Annotated in this window: 14 protein-coding genes; 7 read left to right on the top strand and 7 right to left on the bottom strand. The window is 40.8% G+C overall.

Features of this window, described 5'->3' with window-relative positions; all coding sequences use genetic code 11:
- Positions 1 to 148: 148 nt before the first annotated feature.
- The 3 genes from V7K69_RS26400 to V7K69_RS26410 form a co-directional block, all read right to left on the bottom strand.
- Entirely contained in the window at positions 149 to 694 is a 546-nt protein-coding gene (locus V7K69_RS26400; protein ID WP_335039908.1) for an RNA 2'-phosphotransferase, read from the bottom strand.
- 71 nt (positions 695 to 765) lie between these two features.
- The gene (locus V7K69_RS26405; protein WP_335039911.1) at positions 766 to 1,953 is read right to left on the bottom strand and encodes an anion transporter; all 1,188 of its coding nucleotides are present in this window, start codon (positions 1,951 to 1,953) and stop codon (positions 766 to 768) included.
- A 38-nt stretch (positions 1,954 to 1,991) separates the two neighbouring features.
- Complete coding sequence (locus V7K69_RS26410) at positions 1,992 to 2,120, bottom strand: hypothetical protein (protein WP_335039913.1); 129 nt, start codon at positions 2,118 to 2,120, stop codon at positions 1,992 to 1,994.
- 220 nt (positions 2,121 to 2,340) lie between these two features.
- Here V7K69_RS26410 and V7K69_RS26415 point away from each other — a divergent pair, with 220 nt between their 5' ends.
- From V7K69_RS26415 to V7K69_RS26425, 3 genes are all read left to right on the top strand, one after another.
- The gene (locus tag V7K69_RS26415) at positions 2,341 to 3,171 is read left to right on the top strand and encodes a peptidoglycan-binding domain-containing protein (protein WP_335039915.1); all 831 of its coding nucleotides are present in this window, start codon (positions 2,341 to 2,343) and stop codon (positions 3,169 to 3,171) included.
- A 568-nt stretch (positions 3,172 to 3,739) separates the two neighbouring features.
- Entirely contained in the window at positions 3,740 to 4,927 is a 1,188-nt protein-coding gene (locus V7K69_RS26420) for a TRC40/GET3/ArsA family transport-energizing ATPase (RefSeq protein WP_012411082.1), read from the top strand.
- A 256-nt stretch (positions 4,928 to 5,183) separates the two neighbouring features.
- Complete coding sequence (locus V7K69_RS26425; RefSeq protein WP_335039918.1) at positions 5,184 to 8,495, top strand: GAF domain-containing protein; 3,312 nt, start codon at positions 5,184 to 5,186, stop codon at positions 8,493 to 8,495.
- A 257-nt stretch (positions 8,496 to 8,752) separates the two neighbouring features.
- Here V7K69_RS26425 and V7K69_RS26430 read toward each other — a convergent pair whose 3' ends face one another.
- The gene (locus tag V7K69_RS26430) at positions 8,753 to 9,736 is read right to left on the bottom strand and encodes a CHAD domain-containing protein (RefSeq protein ID WP_335039920.1); all 984 of its coding nucleotides are present in this window, start codon (positions 9,734 to 9,736) and stop codon (positions 8,753 to 8,755) included.
- A 284-nt stretch (positions 9,737 to 10,020) separates the two neighbouring features.
- On the opposite strand from V7K69_RS26430, the gene V7K69_RS26435 reads away from it, so the two are divergent.
- The gene (locus tag V7K69_RS26435) at positions 10,021 to 11,088 is read left to right on the top strand and encodes a DUF3616 domain-containing protein (RefSeq protein ID WP_335039922.1); all 1,068 of its coding nucleotides are present in this window, start codon (positions 10,021 to 10,023) and stop codon (positions 11,086 to 11,088) included.
- A 24-nt stretch (positions 11,089 to 11,112) separates the two neighbouring features.
- Here V7K69_RS26435 and V7K69_RS26440 read toward each other — a convergent pair whose 3' ends face one another.
- Positions 11,113 to 11,517 carry an NIL domain-containing protein gene (locus V7K69_RS26440; RefSeq protein WP_012411079.1) on the bottom strand — a complete coding sequence of 135 codons (405 nt, stop codon included), beginning with the start codon at positions 11,515 to 11,517 and terminating at the stop codon, positions 11,113 to 11,115.
- Positions 11,518 to 11,701: 184 nt separating this feature from the next.
- Between V7K69_RS26440 and V7K69_RS26445 the strand changes: the two genes are divergently transcribed.
- The gene (locus V7K69_RS26445) at positions 11,702 to 14,569 is read left to right on the top strand and encodes a response regulator (RefSeq protein WP_335039924.1); all 2,868 of its coding nucleotides are present in this window, start codon (positions 11,702 to 11,704) and stop codon (positions 14,567 to 14,569) included.
- A gap of 159 nt (positions 14,570 to 14,728) precedes the next feature.
- A complete protein-coding gene (locus V7K69_RS26450) occupies positions 14,729 to 15,115 on the top strand; it encodes a response regulator (RefSeq protein WP_335040006.1) in 387 nt (128 codons plus the stop codon).
- A gap of 54 nt (positions 15,116 to 15,169) precedes the next feature.
- On the opposite strand, the gene V7K69_RS26455 is transcribed toward V7K69_RS26450, so the two are convergent.
- Entirely contained in the window at positions 15,170 to 16,645 is a 1,476-nt protein-coding gene (locus tag V7K69_RS26455) for a pentapeptide repeat-containing protein (protein ID WP_335039926.1), read from the bottom strand.
- A 214-nt stretch (positions 16,646 to 16,859) separates the two neighbouring features.
- Positions 16,860 to 17,603, bottom strand: a complete 744-nt coding sequence (locus V7K69_RS26460; RefSeq protein ID WP_335039928.1) for a pentapeptide repeat-containing protein — start codon at positions 17,601 to 17,603, stop codon at positions 16,860 to 16,862.
- A gap of 3 nt (positions 17,604 to 17,606) precedes the next feature.
- Here V7K69_RS26460 and V7K69_RS26465 point away from each other — a divergent pair, with 3 nt between their 5' ends.
- Complete coding sequence (locus V7K69_RS26465; protein ID WP_335039930.1) at positions 17,607 to 18,776, top strand: FAD-dependent oxidoreductase; 1,170 nt, start codon at positions 17,607 to 17,609, stop codon at positions 18,774 to 18,776.
- Positions 18,777 to 18,882: the final 106 nt, after the last annotated feature.

The following is an 18,882-nucleotide window of genomic DNA, read 5'->3' on the forward strand; positions in this document are numbered from 1 at the left end:
TCAGTGCTGTAAAAACAAGGTAAACTTCTCCTTTGTTGGGGAGGCATTTTTTAAATTACTGGCAAAATATTTTTGGTTTTTGAGACGCGATAGATCGCCGTCTCTACAAGTGTTTCTTTCTAAATCACTCTTAACAACTGATGAAAATTCAAATTTTTTGGAGATACTCAGGTGGCACCTGATCCACTAACCAAACACCATTATCGGAACAATAGAAAATGTAACCTGCCTGATACATTGTGGCAGCAGATATAGCAAAAACCACTGGTTTTCCATGTCTTGCACCAACAGTTTGGGCTGTTGCAATATCCTTAGATAAATGGACATGATGCCGTGACATTTTGCAAAGTCCTGCTTCCATAATTGAATCCACAGATTTGTGTCCCGTGCCATGATAAAGCTCATCTGGGGGAACAGCAGATTCTAATTGTAAATCGACTTCTACACTATGTCCTTGGTTAGCCCGAATCAGAGTACCTGTTGAATCAAAAGAAAAACGTTGTTTCTCGCTAGATTCTACTACCGCCTCTAATTCTTGACGGGTAATCGAAAACTTGTTTTTAGCACAAGCGGTAATTAATTCATCAACAGCAACCCAACCACCAGGAGCAAGTTTAATTCCAATTGCATCCGGCGTATGCCGCAAATATTTGCTGAGATATTTGCTGATTTTGACGAGACGAGAATCACTCATTTACTTGTAATTGGTATATTGATACTACAGCCATGTATTTATATGTTACATCATGATTTTCATTGATGATTTTAAGCAATCCAAAAATAGGTAAGCATCAAGGTGATAACAGTTAGCGGTAGCCCAAATCGCAAATGTTCCCCAAAAGTGAGCCGATATCCCTGTTTGGCAACAGCCTCCGCCACAATCAAGTTTGCCACTGAACCCAGCAGGGTGAGATTTCCTGCCAGTGTTGAAGCCGCCGCGAGTAGTAGCCAAGTGCGGGTGTCGGGATGGGGAATTAGGTGATGTAGTAGCAGTACAGCCGGTACATTTGACACTAAATTTGATAGCAACGCCGTTATCCCCAAGAGACTCAAGGGATTGTCAACAAAACGAGAAAGCCATTCTAAGGAACCAAGTTTTTGCACACCCTCGGTAAGGATGAACAATCCACAAAACATTAATAGCAAATCCCAGTCTACCTTTTGTAAAATTCGCTCAGGCTTGAGGCGGCGCGTTACTAGTAATAGTGCGGCAGCAATTAAGGTAACTTCAGCAGTAGGAATTCCGATTAAAAATGCTACTAGTAATCCGGTGGTAATCAATAGACTTTTAATTAACAGTGGCTTGAAGATGTGATAACGCGGGGGTTTTACTTTTAAGTAAGGACGAAGCGATCGCACCTCTGGATATAACCACCACAATAAACCTACCTGAATCGTCAAACAAATCAACGCAAGTGGTGTTAAGGCTTTCGCAAAGTCTAGATAACTAATGCCAGAAAAGGAACCGATCAAGATATTTTGAGGATTACCGCTTAATGTGGCAACAGAACCGAGATTAGTTGCACCTGCTAGCGCCAGCAAATAGGGAATAGGTTTAAGCTTGAGCAATTGGGTAATACCAACTACTAAAGGTGTCAAAATTAGAGCAATCGTATCATTGAGAAAAAGTGCTGAGAGGATGCCACTGCCAAAAGTTAACACCACCAGTAATCCAAATGGGCTGTGGATTCGGCGGATTGTATAATCAAGGGCAAGCTGGAAAAAACCAGAGGCGGCGAGATTGGCGCTGATTACCATCATGCCAAATAAAAAAATCAGTGTTTTGTAGTCGATCGCACCCCACGCCGCAGGCAAATCTAGTACTCCTAATGCCATTAAAAAGGCAGCACCAACAATGGCGATCGTCGCCCGATTCATCCGCAGTCCGGGCAAGTATCCTAATCCTAGCCCGATGTAGGTGATAATAATCACAAGATATCGCAAAACTACCATTGCTCATTCCCTAAACTTAGCAAGCCCCGATTTAGAGCTTACCGGATAGGCTGTAGATTTAGTTTCGGGCATGAAAACCAGAAGAAAATTAAGGCAAGAGTTGCGATCGCAGCCATCGTCAACAAGCTAGCGTTGTAGCCAGCAAATTTAGCAACAAAAACAGCCAAAGATTACTGAGAGACGCACGCACCAATGCCAACAATTAGTAAGTAAGATGTGTGCCCTTACAACGTAGTATCATCAATAGTTGAGAATAAGCGATCGCTCACCAAGACTTAAAACCACTTTTCTTTGTTCAGGTGTTTAGTTACTTACACCGAACCTCTTCTAGAAAAGCAACTTGGTGTGACACATCGCTTAACTTTTGGAACGCCTTGCAAATAAGATATGTTAGATTTATTTATCTCTACTTACTTAATTTTTGTAAAACCAGATACATTAAATGGTAGTTTAGTAGCAAAGGAATCGAAGAGCATGGCCATTAGTAGCCCTGAAGTCATCCGTCATATCTTGATCGGGCTGGGATATTTAGCACCTGAGATTGATCAGAAGCCGGATCTCACTAAATTCGCTCCCTGGAAGCGCAACAACAACTCATTGACAGACGATCCTACTGAAGAAGCGATTAAAAAGTTTCAGAAGCAGTACTCAAAAAGACTTGTGGTAAATGGTAACGCTGATGCTGAGACTCGAACTGTAATGGAAGAGACAGTCAAAGGGCTTCAGAATAGATTGAAGTTTCACGGTTTTGCAACCCCTGCCCAAATTCCTCCAGACAAGCCTTTTTATGGGCCAGCTACTTATACAGCAGTCAAAAAATTTCAGAAATCTCAGGGTTTAAAGGAAGATGGCATTGCCACTTTTGAACAGCGTCAAATTCTACAGGAGGCTAACCTAACAGATAAACCTCCAACCCCGCCACAATCACAACTCAAGCTGATAGATTTGTGCTTACAGTTCCAAAAGAATTCTGACAATCCTTCTTACATCGCAGCGTTAAATAACTTACAACAAAACCTACCCAAGGACGTTTTACACAAAGTTACTAACAAATGGAGAGGGACAAACGACCAAAATCCTGAGATTGTCAAGCTGACAAATTTGTTCTCTTATTATAAGGACGATAATCCATACCATCGTGATGCACTAAATCACTTACAAAGTCAGATGACCCCAGCCATCTCTCAAGCATTTTTAAGTCTCTGGAATAAAAAGTAAACAAAGCGATCGCTCTTGGAGAACTTCCAAAGCCTCTAAGCTAACGCGCCTACATATTGCAATATTTTCTGTGTAGACTGTCATTAGTCATTAGTCATTAGTCATTTGTGTTTACCAAGGACAAAGGACAAATGACAAATGACAAAGGACAACTTCACCAGTTGATGTGCAATCTTATTTGGGTAACAGCTTAGTAGCTTTTGTGGTGAGACAAAGAGGTTGTTTGAAAAGTGTTTTGCTGTAACTTTAGGTACTTTTAGATCCCCCCTAACCCACATTTTTAAGGAGGATTTAGGAGGATCTAGAACTTTTGATACCGACAAGATGACTTTTCAAACATCCTCTCAAGTGGATGTGGATATTTGCGATCGCAGTTCTAAAAACGAAACTGGCTGAGATATTACAGCAATTTTCAGCTAAATAAACCAGACGCTAGGGGCGCAAGGCTTTTGCCGCGATCGCGCCCTAGATTTAGATGCTGTTCATGCCTGGAGACAACATTTATTTTCCTTAAACAGTCGATAATGTAAATAAATGTAAAAAATTCTCAGGCAGGATAAAAGCATCTATGCGTGTAATTTTAATGACTGGTAAAGGCGGTGTGGGCAAAACTTCCGTCGCTGCTGCAACTGGACTCCGTTGTGCAGAACTAGGCTATCAGACATTGGTTTTAAGTACAGATCCGGCTCATTCCCTAGCTGATAGTTTTGACATAGAACTAGGACACGCACCACAAAAAATTCGCCCAAATCTGTGGGGTGCAGAACTAGATGCGCTGCAAGAACTAGAGGGAAACTGGGGTGCTGTAAAACGTTACATTACCCAAGTTTTACAGGCGAGGGGTTTAGATGGCGTACAGGCGGAAGAATTGGCAATTTTGCCAGGCATGGATGAGATTTTTGGCTTGGTAAGGATGAAACGCCATTACGATGAAGGTGAGTTTGATGTATTAATTATCGACTCAGCTCCCACTGGCACTGCACTGCGCTTGCTGAGTCTACCTGAAGTCGGTGGTTGGTATATGCGCCGTTTCTACAAACCATTTCAAAATATTTCGGTAGCACTTCGCCCTCTGGTTGAACCTTTTTTTAGACCAATTGCTGGTTTTTCGCTACCCGATAAAGAGGTAATGGATGCACCTTATGAGTTTTATGAACAAATTGAGGCTCTAGAAAAAGTATTAACAGACAATACCCAAACCTCAGTACGTCTAGTCACCAATCCTGAAAAGATGGTGATTAAAGAGTCTCTGCGTGCCCATGCTTATCTGAGTTTGTATAATGTTGCAACAGATTTAGTAGTGGCTAATCGGATTATTCCAAGCGTTGTCCAAGATCCCTTTTTCCAACGTTGGAAGGAAAGTCAGGAACAATATCGCCAGGAAATTCATGATAATTTCCACCCTCTACCTGTGAAAGAAGTTCCCTTATTTTCTGAAGAAATGTGTGGATTAGCTGCATTAGAACGCCTCAAGGAAACTCTTTATAAAGATGAAGATCCGACTCAGGTTTATTACAAAGAAACTACTCTTAGAGTCGTGCAAGAGGAAAATCAATACAGCTTAGAAATTTATCTACCTGGTATTCCTAAAGACCAAGTTCAACTAAGTAAAACCGGAGATGAATTAAATATTACTATTGGCAACCATCGTCGTAACTTAGTTTTGCCACAAGCCTTAGCAGCACTACAACCAGGAGGGGCAAAGATGGAAGATGACTATCTCAAAATCCGCTTTGCTGACAACACAAGAGTTTAATTTTGTTGAATGTTTCTCTGTCAACAAAAAGTTGTAACTAATAAGCAAGAACTTTATCTTAATAGCTAGTACAGACGCATTTTTTTAGCGTCTTTTTTCATGATTTTTTGATGAATTTTGATGAAAGCCAAATAAATATTTTCACTAGTAATTAGACCGTAGTTTTACTGAAGACAATTGGATTAAATAAAACTCACAATGTTTTTAGATTTAATAATTTCAGTTTGAAAACTACTAATTTATTTTTCTATAAGCGATGACCTCCAATCCTGAACCAAATTTACCTTTATATAGCCAGGAAGAAAGTTTACTACGCCGGATTACAAACCGTATCCGACGAAGCTTAGAGTTAGAAGAAATTATCACAGTCACAACGGCAGAGGTGCGATCGCTACTAAAAACTGACCGAGTGATGATTTACAAATTTCATGCCGATGGTAGTGGTCAGGTCATTGCTGAGTCAATTTACAATAATCGTTTACCGTCATTACTAGGGCTGAATTTCCCAGCAGACGATATTCCACTCAGCGCCCGTGAGCTATTTCTCAAATTACGGGTGCGTTCTGTTGTGAATGTTGATACTCAAGAAATTGGTCAAATTCACCTGCGTGACTTGGATAATGGAGAAACTGTCTCAGAAGAGATCCGTTACCGCTCTGTAGACTCCTGCCATATTGAATATTTGACGGCAATGGGGGTAAAATCCTCTGTGGTAGCGCCTATTCTCTATCAAGATCAACTCTGGGGGCTACTAGTTTCTCATAATTCGGAAGCGCGTTTGATTTCAGAATATGAACTAGAAGCAGTGCAAATGGTGGTAGAGCAACTCTCTGTAGCGATCGCTCAAAGTAGTTTGCTCACTCAAGTCCGCAAAACAGCCGAACAAGAAACTATTATTAACCGCATTGCTACCCTGCTGCATTCACTACCGACCATTGTATTACAACCAGCTTTAGAAGCGGCTGTTACTGCCTTTAATGGTGTTGGTGGCAGGCTTTGCATTAGAAATGAAGCTTTTGATTTCAACAATGGCAGCATGACCAGCTTAACAGAATGCTTAATACCAGGAAACACTTGTATTAAGCTTTTTATCTGTGGACAGCAACCTGTGATGCCAGAACAAACTATATATCCCTTAATAGAGCAGTATGGTATCTGGCAAGAACACTATAAGTCTGGTAACTACGATGTTTGGCCAATTTCAGACATATACAATAGTCCTGAGTTGCGAAGTTTACAAGTTGCTTTTCAACCAACTAAAATTCGCAGCATATTAACAATCCCACTTCAGTATCGTCAGCAATTGCTGGGCTACTTAAGCATTTTCCGCAATGAAGTAGATACAGAGACTTTATGGGCAGGACAGTATGACAGCGATCAAAGGCAACTGTACCCCCGGCGATCGTTTGAGGTTTGGCGCGAATCTAAAAAAGCACAAGCTCAAAAATGGACGAATGAAGAGATTGAACTGGCTAGAAATCTAGGTAAACACTTTGCTTCAGCAATTCAGCAATATGAATTACAGCAACAAGTACAAGTCTTCAATGAAAATTTAGAAAAACAAGTTAAAAGACGCACAGTTGAGTTAAAACGATCATCGGAACAAGAACAAGCTGTGTTTAAGGTTATTGCCGAGATTCGAGAATCTCTGGACACAAATACCATTTTTCAAACCACCACTAAAGAAGTTTGTCAATTAATCAAAGCGGATCGCGTTTCTGTTTATCGTTTCGATTCTAATTGGGGTGGTGAATTTGTCGGGGATTTCGAGGCTGCTAGTCCATATTGGTCGAATGAATCCGAACTAGGTATTAATACGGTTTGGAATGACACCTACTTACAAGATACACAGGGAGGACGCTACCGCAACAATGAAACATTTGCAGTCGATGATATCCACAAGATGGGATTTGCTAAGTGTCATATCGACAACCTAGAACAGTTTCAAATTCACGCTTTTGTGCTTGCGCCGATCTTTGTTGGGCAAAAACTTTGGGGTTTGCTGGCAACTTATCAACACACTGGCCCCCGACAATGGAAAGCCTCTGAAGTTAACTTTCTCATTCAGATTGCAGCCCAAATGGGCGTAGCACTCCAGCAAGCTGAATTACTCACTCAGACACGACAACAGACGTTAAATTTACAACAAGCAGCAGAACAACAACGGGTATTGTTTGAAGTTGTCGCCAAAGTTAGGGAATCTCTCGATCTAGATGCGATTTTTCAGACAACCACCCAAGAAATCTGTAAATCACTACAAGCAGATCGAGTTGCAGTTTACCGCTTCCAAGCTGATTGGAGTGGTGAATATATTGCTGAGTTCGTGAGCGATCGCTGGGTAAAACTAGTAGGTTATGATACTAAGACAGTTTGGCAAGATAGCTATTTGCAGGAAACCCAAGGTGGCCGATATCGTCACAATGAAACCTTTGCAGTGGATGATATTTATCAAGTTGGACATTCTCAATGCCATATTTCAGTTCTAGAGCAAATTCAAGCAAGGGCTTATGCGATCGCACCTATATTTATTGGGCAGCAGCTATGGGGCTTGTTAGCAGCTTATCAGAACTCTGCACCCCGCCATTGGGAACCCTCGGAAATTAAGTTTATCACTCAAATTGCCAATCAGCTTGGGGTTGCACTCAAACAAGCCCAACTACATAATCAAACCAAAGAGCAGACAGAAAAGCTGACTCAAGCTCTGCATGATTTAAAGCAAACTCAAACCCAACTGATCCAAACGGAGAAAATGTCCTCATTAGGTCAACTGGTAGCTGGTGTTGCTCACGAAATTAATAACCCCGTCAACTTCATCTATGGCAACATCAATCATGTCAACGATTATGCCCAAGATTTACTGAGTATACTAGACCTCTATTTACAAAATACACCTAACCCCAGCCCTGAGATTCGCGATCGCACCTTCGAGATCGACTTAGAATTTCTCATGGAGGATTTGCCGAAAACTCTATCTTCCATGAAAGTTGGGGTTGATCGCATCCGTCAAATTGTCTTGGGTTTACGGAATTTCTCTCGCCTTGATGAGGCAGAAATGAAGCCAGTTGATATTCATGAGGGCATTGATAGCACTCTGCTAATTTTGCAACATCGTTTGAAAGCAAAACCAGAAAGTCCGGCGATTACATTAGTCAAAGAATACAGTGAGCTTCCCTTAGTAGAATGCTATGCCGGGCCACTGAATCAAGTATTTATGAATGTTTTAAGCAATGCGATCGATGCTCTTGAAGATTACAGGGAATCTCCATCAAAACTTCATAACTGTCAAATTACCATTCGTACTGCGATCGGAGAGCTTGAAGGCAATATCAAGAGCGTAGTAATTCGCATTGCAGATAATGGCTCAGGAATACCCGAAGCTTTGAAAGCAAGAATCTGCGACCCATTTTTCACTACTAAACCAGTGGGAAAAGGCACTGGTTTGGGGTTATCAATAAGTTATCAAATTGTCGTGGATAAACACGGTGGTGTCTTGAAATGTGATTCTCAGCCGGGGTTAGGTACAGAATTTTGGATTGAAATTCCGGTGAGCCAAATTACTAAATCTTAGAGAAAATTAACTTCCATAGTAAAGCTTAAGTCCAGTGAAGGAAGCTTGAGTTAAGGATTATTGGCAAAATTTTAGGTTTTTGAGACGCGATAAATCGCCGTCTCTACAAATGTTTTGGTCTTATCTGAACTGTATTGATCTATATTGAGTCTTACCTGTTAATGCGTCATTTCTAAAGAAAGTGGCAGAGGGCAAAAAACATATTTTCTTTCTCCTGCCTCCTGCCTTCTTTAATACTTGCCAATAAAGAGCAACTTTTAATTAATTACTCCTGAAAGTGGGTGCAATATTGTTAAATGAAAGCTATGCCTAGTCTCAGCTTTCAAATACCGTTCTTGCAAGGGTTGCCACTGCTGCCACGACTGATAACGATTTTCAGTTAACAAAGTAGCAAGGGTAGGCAACTCAGTCTTAATCTCTGATTTAAATACCTTTCCAAGCCAGTCAGTTAAGACCGCACTATCTTGCATCGTACCCAAAATTTCTTGGATATTTTTAACTTCTGTCATATAAGCTCCGTAAGACTCACCATATAAGTCTGTAAATAACTCCATTTGGTAGCGTATACGTTTAGCTTCTTTTCTCAAACTATGCAGAATTTCGCCTTGTGTTGTTAATTGTTGTTCTATCTTTTCTGGTTCCCAGTTATTCTGAATTTTTACCTCTGCTTCCACAAGTTGAGTACCAACTAGCCAACCTGGATGTAATAAGAAGTTACTCACTTCTGGTAGAAGTAAATCTGGTAGTACTTGCTGGATAGTAATAGATGCCAATGGTTGATAAATTGGTTTATCTAACCACTTATCCAATGCCTCTTTTAAAGACTTGTAAGATTCATCTTTTAACGTTTTCTGCACACTGGATAATACATCTTCACGTTGTTTAGCTAAAGCGTTGAAAGCTGTTTGTAAAGATTCCTGTTCTTTGTGGGGTAAGTTTGGTTTATAATTGGTTTCCAAACTTTCTTTAAGTACGTCTAAATCTCGCAGATTACCAAGACGACGGGCTATTTTACCAATATTTTTATCGCTGATTGGTTTTGGTACATCCACTGCTAGTCCAAACCTAGTTACAGCCGTGCGTAAACGACGCATTCCGACTCGCATTTGATGAAGTGCTTCTGGATCTTCATCTTTCTTTACTGATTTTTCCCACTTCAAGGTTTTCTTAAAGTGTTTTTGAATCGCTTGGTAGGCGTAGTCCCCTAGAGTTTTTACCGTGGTTTGTGTGGCTAATTTCATAATTGAGCTTAATTACTACCTCATGAGGTTATTGCATAATAACATTAGTTAAAAATTTATATCTAGTTTTAATATAATTTTTATTCAATGAAGTTATTACACTTTTTATTACTATTGATAGTATGCAACTATCAATAGTAATATACACTATCTATCAAAGGTCTAAAAAGCCGATTCACCTTTGCAATTTAATATGTGAGGTAGGTGACAATAATTTGTTACATAACAAATAAGTTATTATGATAGCATATCTAATATTTTTGCAATCATCAGGATGATTTAGAATGTCAAACTCACATTTACTGAATCAAGTTATCTTGACTTTTATAGATAATTTTAAAGAACATAGAGAAGATTTATCAGCATTGTTGCTAACACATCAGAAGTATTTATGGTTAGGGTCAGATGAAACGTCAACTATTGAGCGTCTGTCTTTAGTTGATAGTGATAAATTTACAGACCATCAACAATTTCGAGTAGCAGAATTTATCAACCTACCTGCACCAGAAAATGAAGAAATAGATATCGAGGGACTTGCTTATACTGATGATTATTTATGGTTTGTTGGTTCTCATAGCTACAAACGTAAAAAGCCTAAACCTGATAAGACTGATGCACAAAACTTTAAACGGCTAGCAAAAATTGCATCAGAACCTAACCGTTACGTCTTAGGACGGATTCCTCTCATAAACGGTAACTTATTCTCATCTTGTCCACATCCCCAAAATCCAGATGTGCAGTTGAATGCCGCTAAACTAGAGGTAACGGAACAGGGTAATTTGCTGATGACAGCTTTGGCAGATGATCCTCATTTAGGCTTGTTTATTAAGGCATCAATTCCAGGAAAAGATAATGGCTTTGATATTGAAGGAATAGGCGTTTATCAAAACCGGATTTTTTTGGGTTTGCGTGGCCCTGTATTGCGGGGTTGGGCTATGGTGCTAGAAATTGAGTTAGAAGATTCTAGCGCTGGAATTATGAAACTGCGGCAAATTGGGGAAGCAAAGGAATTATATAAAAAGCATTTTGTCTGGTTGAATGGTTTAGGAATTCGGGATTTGTATTTAGATGGCAAAGATTTGTTGATTTTAGCTGGCCCAACGATGGATTTAGATGGGCCCGTACAAATTTATCGTTGGGTAAATGGCGTGAATCTGCGAGAAAATGTCTTTAGCAATCCAGATTTTGTTCAAGATATTCCTTATGGAAATCGGGAAGATCATGCTGAGGGAATGACGCTGTTTCAGGATGTGGCTGGTATACCTTCACTATTGGTAGTTTATGACTCTCCAGCAAAAAGTAGGCTGGTGGGTGATGGTGCTGTAATAGCAGATGTGTTTAAGATGGAATAAAGATGAATTTTGGTTTTTGGATTGTTAAAGGTTAGTGGAGATTGCTTGTACGGGACAAGTGGGGATACATTGTTCGCAGACGATACAACGCGATCGCGTGAATGTCAGTTTGTATGTCTCTGGGTGGAGAGTGAGGGCTTCGGTAGGACAAACCCCGGTACACAATCCACAGTGGACACAGACATCCTCGTCGATCGCAATTTCCCCTAAAGTATAAGAGACGTTAACATGGCGCGATCGCATCCACTCGATAGCGGCATCTAGTTGATCGATATCTCCCGCTAGTTCCACTACGAGTTTACCAATTTGATTTGGGGCAACTTGGGCACGGATAATATTAGCAGCCACATTGAATTCTTTGGCCAATACGTAAGTGACTGGCATTTGCACAGCGCGTTTCGGGAAGGTAAGTGTTACTCGTTTTTTCACAGTTTTAGCAGAAGGTTTTTTCTGTTGTAGCGTATGGGAAGTTTTATGACTCGAAAGATTTAGACGATGTAGGCAGTAGGGAATGATGTGGTTTAATTATTTAAAAAGCACTATAATTTTTTTCCCAATTTAAGTTTATTAGTTGTTATTTGTTGTATCCATTTTAACTTGGAAAGCTTTTAACATGAAAATATTAGTTGTAGAAGATGACGAGTTAAATGCCTATACACTCACCAACCTTTTGACTAACCAAAACTATGCGGTTGAAGTTGCCATTGATGGCGATGCTGCTTGGGATTTTATTCAAGCTTACGATTATGATTTAATTGTCCTGGATGTAGTTTTGCCCAAGCTAGATGGCATTAGTCTTTGTCGTAAAATCCGGTCTAATGGTCTGCAAATGCCGATCTTGTTGATGACAGGGCGCGATAGTAGTCATGAGAAAGCGATCGGCTTAGATGCAGGTGCAGACGATTATTTAGTTAAACCTTTTGATATAGAAGAGTTAGTTGCTCGTGTAAGGGCGCTGTTGCGTCGCCCAGCCGTAACCTCGCAACCTGTTCTGGTGTCTGGGAAGTTGCGGCTAGACCCTAGTAGCTGTGAAGCGATTTATGCTGGAAATCTGCTACCGCTTACCCCAAAAGAGTTTGCTCTGTTAGAACTATTCTTGCGAAATAGTCGTCGGGTGTTTAGCTGTGGCATGATTTTAGAACATCTTTGGTCTTATGAAGATACTCCCCAAGAAGAAGCTGTTCGCACTCATATCAAAGGCTTACGACACAAACTTAAAGCTGTAGGAGCGCCCGGTGATTTGGTTGAAACAGTTTATGGTATTGGCTATCGTCTGAAACCACTGGAAGAGGATAAGCAGGGGAGTAGGGGAGCAGGGGAGCAGGGGAGCAGGGGGGAAGTAGATCGGGTAAAATCGTCAGTCTCCAATCTCAAATCACAGCAGCAAGCGCTAATGGCAGTTGCAGAAATTTGGCAACGATTTCAAGGGCGGGTGGAACACCAGGTGAGGGTGCTAGAGCAAGCGATCGCAACTTTAAATCAAAATAATAGTTTAAATCCCGAATTACTCTCACTGGCAGCCAAAGAAGCCCATACCTTGGCAGGGTCTTTAGGGACTTTTGGCTTGCCTCTTGGCTCAAAATTGGCCCGCAATATCGAACTGCTGCTGAGTTCTGGTCAAATCTTGAATAAATCTGAGATTGGCAACCTCCAAAGTTGGGTAAATTTATTGCGTCGAGAAATAGAGGGAAACGATGCAGGGGCAATATCTGTATCACTAATCCCGCAATTAGAAACAGTGACGCAACCACTGCAAAATCATCCCGATGCAGAAACTAAAATATTGGTTGTGGATGACGATCCGCAAATTCAGGCATTGTTGCAAACCTTACTTAGCCCTTGGGGATTCAGAGCGATCGCTCTTGAAAATCCACTTCAGTTTTGGGAAACTTTAGAAGCAGTTGCCCCAGATATGCTGATTTTAGATGTGGAATTGCCTTATATCAATGGGATAGAGCTTTGTCGATTGGTACGCAACGATTCACACTGGAGTGAGTTACCCATCTTATTCCTCACTGTTCATAGCGATGCCGAAATGGTAAATCAGGTGTTTAGCGTTGGTGCTGATGACTTTGTAAGCAAGCCTATTGTCGGCCCAGAACTTGTAACTAGGATCGTCAATCGCTTAGAACGAATGAAATTACGGCAGCGTGTGACGCAGGGGGGTAGAAGGGTAGGGGAGCAGGGGAGCAGGGGAGCAGAGGGGCAGGGGAGCAGGGGAGCAGGGGGAGCAGGGGAAGTAAATTCACCTTCATCTTACTCTTACCGAGCTATTAATGAATTAGAGTTGAGGGTGGCAGAGCGAACGGCTGAGTTAATAAGTGTGAATCAGCAGTTACAGTCACAACTTGATGAACGTCAGCGAACACAGGAAGAATTACGGTTTTCTCAGGCCCGATTTGCCCGAATTTTAGATATTGCTGATGATGCAATTATTTCTATTAACGGGTTCCACAATATCACCTTGTTTAATCAAGGAGCAGAGAAGATTTTTGGCTACTCTGCCCAAGAAGTGATTGGTCAAGGTCTTGATTTACTCTTACCGCAGCGCTTTTTCCAAGCACATCGTCAACACGTAGCTAATTTTAGGCAATCTCCCAATATTGCGCGGCGGATGGGAGAACGGCGTGAAATTTATGGGCACCGAAAGGATGGAAGTGAGTTTCCAGCAGAAGCTTCTATCTCTAAAATAGATATGGGTGATGAGATATTCTATACAGTTATATTACGAGATATCACACGGCGCAAGCAAATCGAACGGATGAAGGATGAGTTTATCTCTGTTGTTAGTCATGAACTCCGCACACCTTTAACTTCGATTTACGGCTCTCTCGGAATGCTAGCAAGTGGTTTGCTACCGACAGACTCAGAGCAGGGAAAACGTCTGTTGCAAATTGCTACTGATAGCACCGAACGCCTAGTACGTTTAATCAATGACATCCTAGACATTGAGCGGATCGAGTCGGGTAAGGCGAAGATGGAAGCAGAAATCTGCAATATTGTTGATTTGATTACTCAAGCAGTAAATGTTATCCAGCCTCTGGCTGACAAAGCCGGAGTGACACTATCCATTTCTGCTCTATCCGGTCAAGTATTGGCAGATTGCGATCGCATTGTCCAAACCTTAACTAACCTACTGAGTAACGCCATTAAATTTTCATCTGCCGGATCTACGGTTTGGTTGGGGGCGCAACAAGAAGGCGATGAAGTTTTGTTGACAGTAAAAGACACCGGACGCGGCATCCCAACTGACAAAATTGAGAGTATATTTGAGCGCTTTCAACAAGTTGACTCTTCAGATTCGCGTAACCATGATGGTACTGGTTTAGGTTTAGCAATTTGTAGAAGCATTATGCAACAGCACGGCGGACGCATCTGGGCTGAAAGTATATTGGGCGAAGGTAGCACTTTTTATGTTACTCTGCCGTTGTTTAGGAATTTAGCAAATACTGATTTACAAACTCTTCCAATATTCCTGTAATTTATGGTCGTCAGGAGTAAATATAAAGGATAAGTAGGTAGACATAATTAAATATAAAATAAACTCTTAGTTTGTAGTGAGCGATTTATCGCTCAGAGCAAGGATTATCAGGACTAAAGTCCTTACTACATTTAAATTTATTTATGCCTAGATACAATGATGGCAACAAAGCAAATTCTAGTAGTTGATAACGAGCAGTATATTCAAGAAGTTGCCAAGATTTGCTTGGAAACAGTTGCAGGCTGGAAAGTTGAAACAGCGAGTTCAGGTGAAGAGGGGATAATGAAAGCTGAGACTTATCAACCAGATGCGATTTTACTAGATGTAATGATGCCAGAGATGGATGGGATTGCCACCTTTGAAAAGTTACAAGCTAATCCGCTAACTAAAAAGATTCCCGTAATTTTGTTAACTGCCAAAATCCAGGCTTCAGATCGCCGTCGTTATAATCAGATGGGAATGATTGGTGCGATCGCTAAACCATTCAATCCGCTAGAATTAGCTGCTGAGGTAGCTGTAGCACTGGGTTGGAGTCTGGAAAAGTAAGCTGAAGTGAAAACGGTAGAATGCGCCCAAATAACTAATTGATGCTGCGTTAACTTAACCTGATTGCCGCCAATCTGTCGGTGCTTCTATATAATCAGGTAGGCGAGTAGTGCGATCGCCAAGTGCCTTTCTAATCTGATGCAACTCTAAGTTTTTAGCCCCTGTTAAAATTGTCCCTTCCAGTTTGACATCACTGAGGTCAGCTTCTAAAAAATTAGCTCCCATCAGGTTTGCCTGAGTCAGGTTAGCTTGATAAAAGGTTGCTCTATGCAGGTTGGCTCCAATCAGGTTTGCCTGATGCAGGTCAGCTTCCGTTAAACTGGCTTCTGAGAGATTGGCAAAATAGACTTCTGTTTGGTGGAGTTTGGCTGCATTCAAGTTAGCCCCTGAAAGGTTGGCTCCATTCAGGTTAGCCCCTGAAAGGTTAGCACCAATCAAACCCGTTTGATTTAGGTTGGCTTTACCCAGTTTTGCACCTTGCAAGTTAGCTAAAAATAGCTTTGCTCCAGATAAATTGGCGACTTTCAAAGTTGCTTGTTGCAAGTTAGCTTTATAGAGGTTTGCTCCTTGGAGATTCGCTACACGCAGACTTGCGCCCGAAAGGTTGGCTGAACGCAGGTTAGCCCCTGAGAGATTAGCACGATTAAGATTAGCCCAACATAGATTAGCTCCACAGAGGCTAGCTTTTAGTAATTTGGTTTCATAGAGAATAGACCTAATGAGTTTAGCGCCGTTTAAGTCAGCCTCACTCAAGTCTGCTCCACGCAGGTCAGACCCACTCAGGTCAGAACCACGTAAATCTGCTTGTTGCAGGTTAACTCCTAGCAGGTCTGCTCGTCTGATGTCGATATGACGTAAATCAAGTTTCTGATCTTTTGGGTCTTCGAGTAAATTACGCCTACCGATAACAGTTAGGGCTGCTTGAATATCAGTACGGATTATTGGAAACTCTTCATGGAGGTTTTGCTCTAACTGCTGTGTCGGACGCGACCCACTTCTCCGCCTACCTGAGTAAGCATCTGGTGAATATTCCGGCTTTTGTTGCTCCATTTTCACCTGCTGGATAGGTGCATTTTCTCGCACAAAAGCAGTGAGGATTTCCATGATTGTCCAGTGTTCTCTAGGAAAATCCTGGGCAACTCTTTCTAAAGCATAAATTGCACCTGTTCGGGTTTCAATTTTATCATGACCAAGCTGGGCAATTGCCCCCATAAAGCGTTCTGAAATCAATCTATCTTGATTGAGTTTGGCATTTTGAAAGCCAATTTCTATGTTTTTCTCAGCTGCGATCGCATTTTTCTGCATCGCTTGGGCCCGCTTTGCTGCGTAATAGGTATTAAACATTGCCGCCGATGCCAGAAAAACTATTGCAGTAGTTGTTAACGCTTGGTTTCTATACTGAATTTTTTCCTGAATTGACAATTCTTTAATACTGGATAAAGCAAAGAAAATTACAATCAATGAGCAGCCAAATATAACTGTTATAGTTATCAACCAATTCAACAGAGTGTCTGTCTTTTTAGAAGACATGGTAAAGATTTTCCTTACAACCTAGAATTATTACTTAGATGCTTGGAAAAAATAGTATAGCATTTAGCAGAAAATTATAATAGGTGTCAGAAGACCTCTTTAACTAAGTAATAATATTGAATATATTTGTAGATTAGGGCGAAAATAGAACAATTACTGAAAATCCTACCCTATAAACTTTTTAATTTTAACTTTCGTCTTGACGACTGGTATTTTACTCAGAAAATTTAGCTTCTCTAAGGTTTGCCCCATCAAGTATGGCATCATTGAGAATTGCCCCATGTAAATCAGCTAGATATAAGCTTGCACAATGCAGGTTAGCTCCTTTTAAGTTAGCTCCTTTTAGGTTGGCTGCACTAAGAATTGCGCCTTCTAGGTTAGCTAAATATAAGTTAGCACCTTCGAGGTTAGCCGCACTGAGAATTGCTCCTGCAAGATTAGCTTCTGTAAGGTTCGCCCCAGCAAGATTAGCTTGATAAAGATTTGTCTGTTGTAGATTCGCTTTATTCAGGTTTGCTCCTCTCATATCGATATAACTCAAATCAAGCTGCTCATTTTCTGGATCTTTATTTATATCTCTTTTAGCGATAACGGTAAGGGCTGCTTGAATATTTAGACGAAATTTTTCTAACAGATTAATCGTTACTTCTTCTTGAGGTAGATAAAGAGAATTTTTTCGGATAAAAGTAGTAAGAATGTTCATAATTATCCAGTGGTACTGTGGATGATTTTTGGCAATTCGCTCTAAATCATTAATTACAGCTAAACTGTTTTCTATTGTGTTATTTTCTAGTTGTTCAATTGCTATTCTTAAATGCTCTTTTGGGGACTTACGCTGAGTTTGGTTAATTTCTTCTTGGAAAGCCTGTATCCCCAGACATATTTTTGCTAATTGACTGTTATTAATTGATGAAATATTTTTTACACTATGAAAATAATTAATGATTACTGTCAACATACTATGGTTAAAGACTTAGTGCTGATTGGTGGCGGTCACAGCCATGCAATTGCCCTGAAAATGTTTGGAATAAAGCCGTTACCCGGAGTGCGCTTGACGTTGATTACTGCAAATCAAAAGACAGCCTACTCTGGAATGTTACCAGGACACATTGCTGGATTTTACACCCATGATGAATGTCATATTGATTTGAAACCATTGGCTAACTTTGCTCAAGCAAATTTGTATATTGACAGAGTAGTTGCTCTAGACTTGGAAAATAACAAAGTTCTCTGTGCTAACGGATTGGCGGTAGATTTTGATGTGCTGTCTATTGATATTGGCAGCACTCCGGCCAGAGTGTCTGTATCAGGAGCATCAGAATATGCGATCGCAGCTAAACCAGTATCCCAGCTATTGGAACATTGGTATGAACTAATTACAGCCATAGGTAAAAGTCCTCAAGAACCAATTCGCATTGCGATCGCAGGTGGAGGTGCTGGCGGTGTAGAATTGGCGTTGGCGATGCAATCTCATTTACATCAGATTTTCCGTCAAAATCAACAACCAATTGAAAATCTGGAAATTCATTTATTTCAGCGTAACATCCAACTGATGCCCAATTATCATCAATCAGTACGGCATCAACTTCAGCAAATTCTCATCCAACGGGGTATTAAGCTACATCTTGGAGAAAATGTGTGTAATATCGCACCTAAAAACTCCAAAGAAACTAGAGAAATATTTGAGATTAAGTGCGATTCTGGTTTGAGAGTAGAGTGTAATAAAATTTTTTGGGTAACACAAGCTTCAGCACCCGAATGGTTAAAAATTGCGGGACTAGGAACTGATGAGCAAGGTTTTATTCTGGTAGAGGACACATTGCAATCTCAAACGCACACGCAGGTATTTGCATCTGGTGACATCGCCACAATGGTAAATTATCCGCGTCCAAAAGCTGGGGTATTTGCTGTTAGACAAGGTAAACCTTTATTTAATAATTTGCAGCGAATTATATTAGGTAAGCCGCTCAAACCCTATCAGCCACAAAAACAATATTTAAGTCTAATTGGTACAGGAGACAGACGAGCGATCTTAAGCAAAGGCATCATCACTTTACCACCTCACAAACTCTTATGGCATTACAAAGATTGCATTGACCGCCGCTTCATGGAACGCTTCCGTTTTGAATAAATAAGGGAATGGGGAATGGGGAGAATATTTAATAAGGGACTTCCAAATAAAAAAATGTTCCAAAACTGACGCAAAAACTCTCTCTATCCCTCTTCTCTCTGTGTTC

The organism is Nostoc sp. (genome assembly GCF_036917775.1).
Classification (GTDB): domain Bacteria; phylum Cyanobacteriota; class Cyanobacteriia; order Cyanobacteriales; family Nostocaceae; genus Nostoc.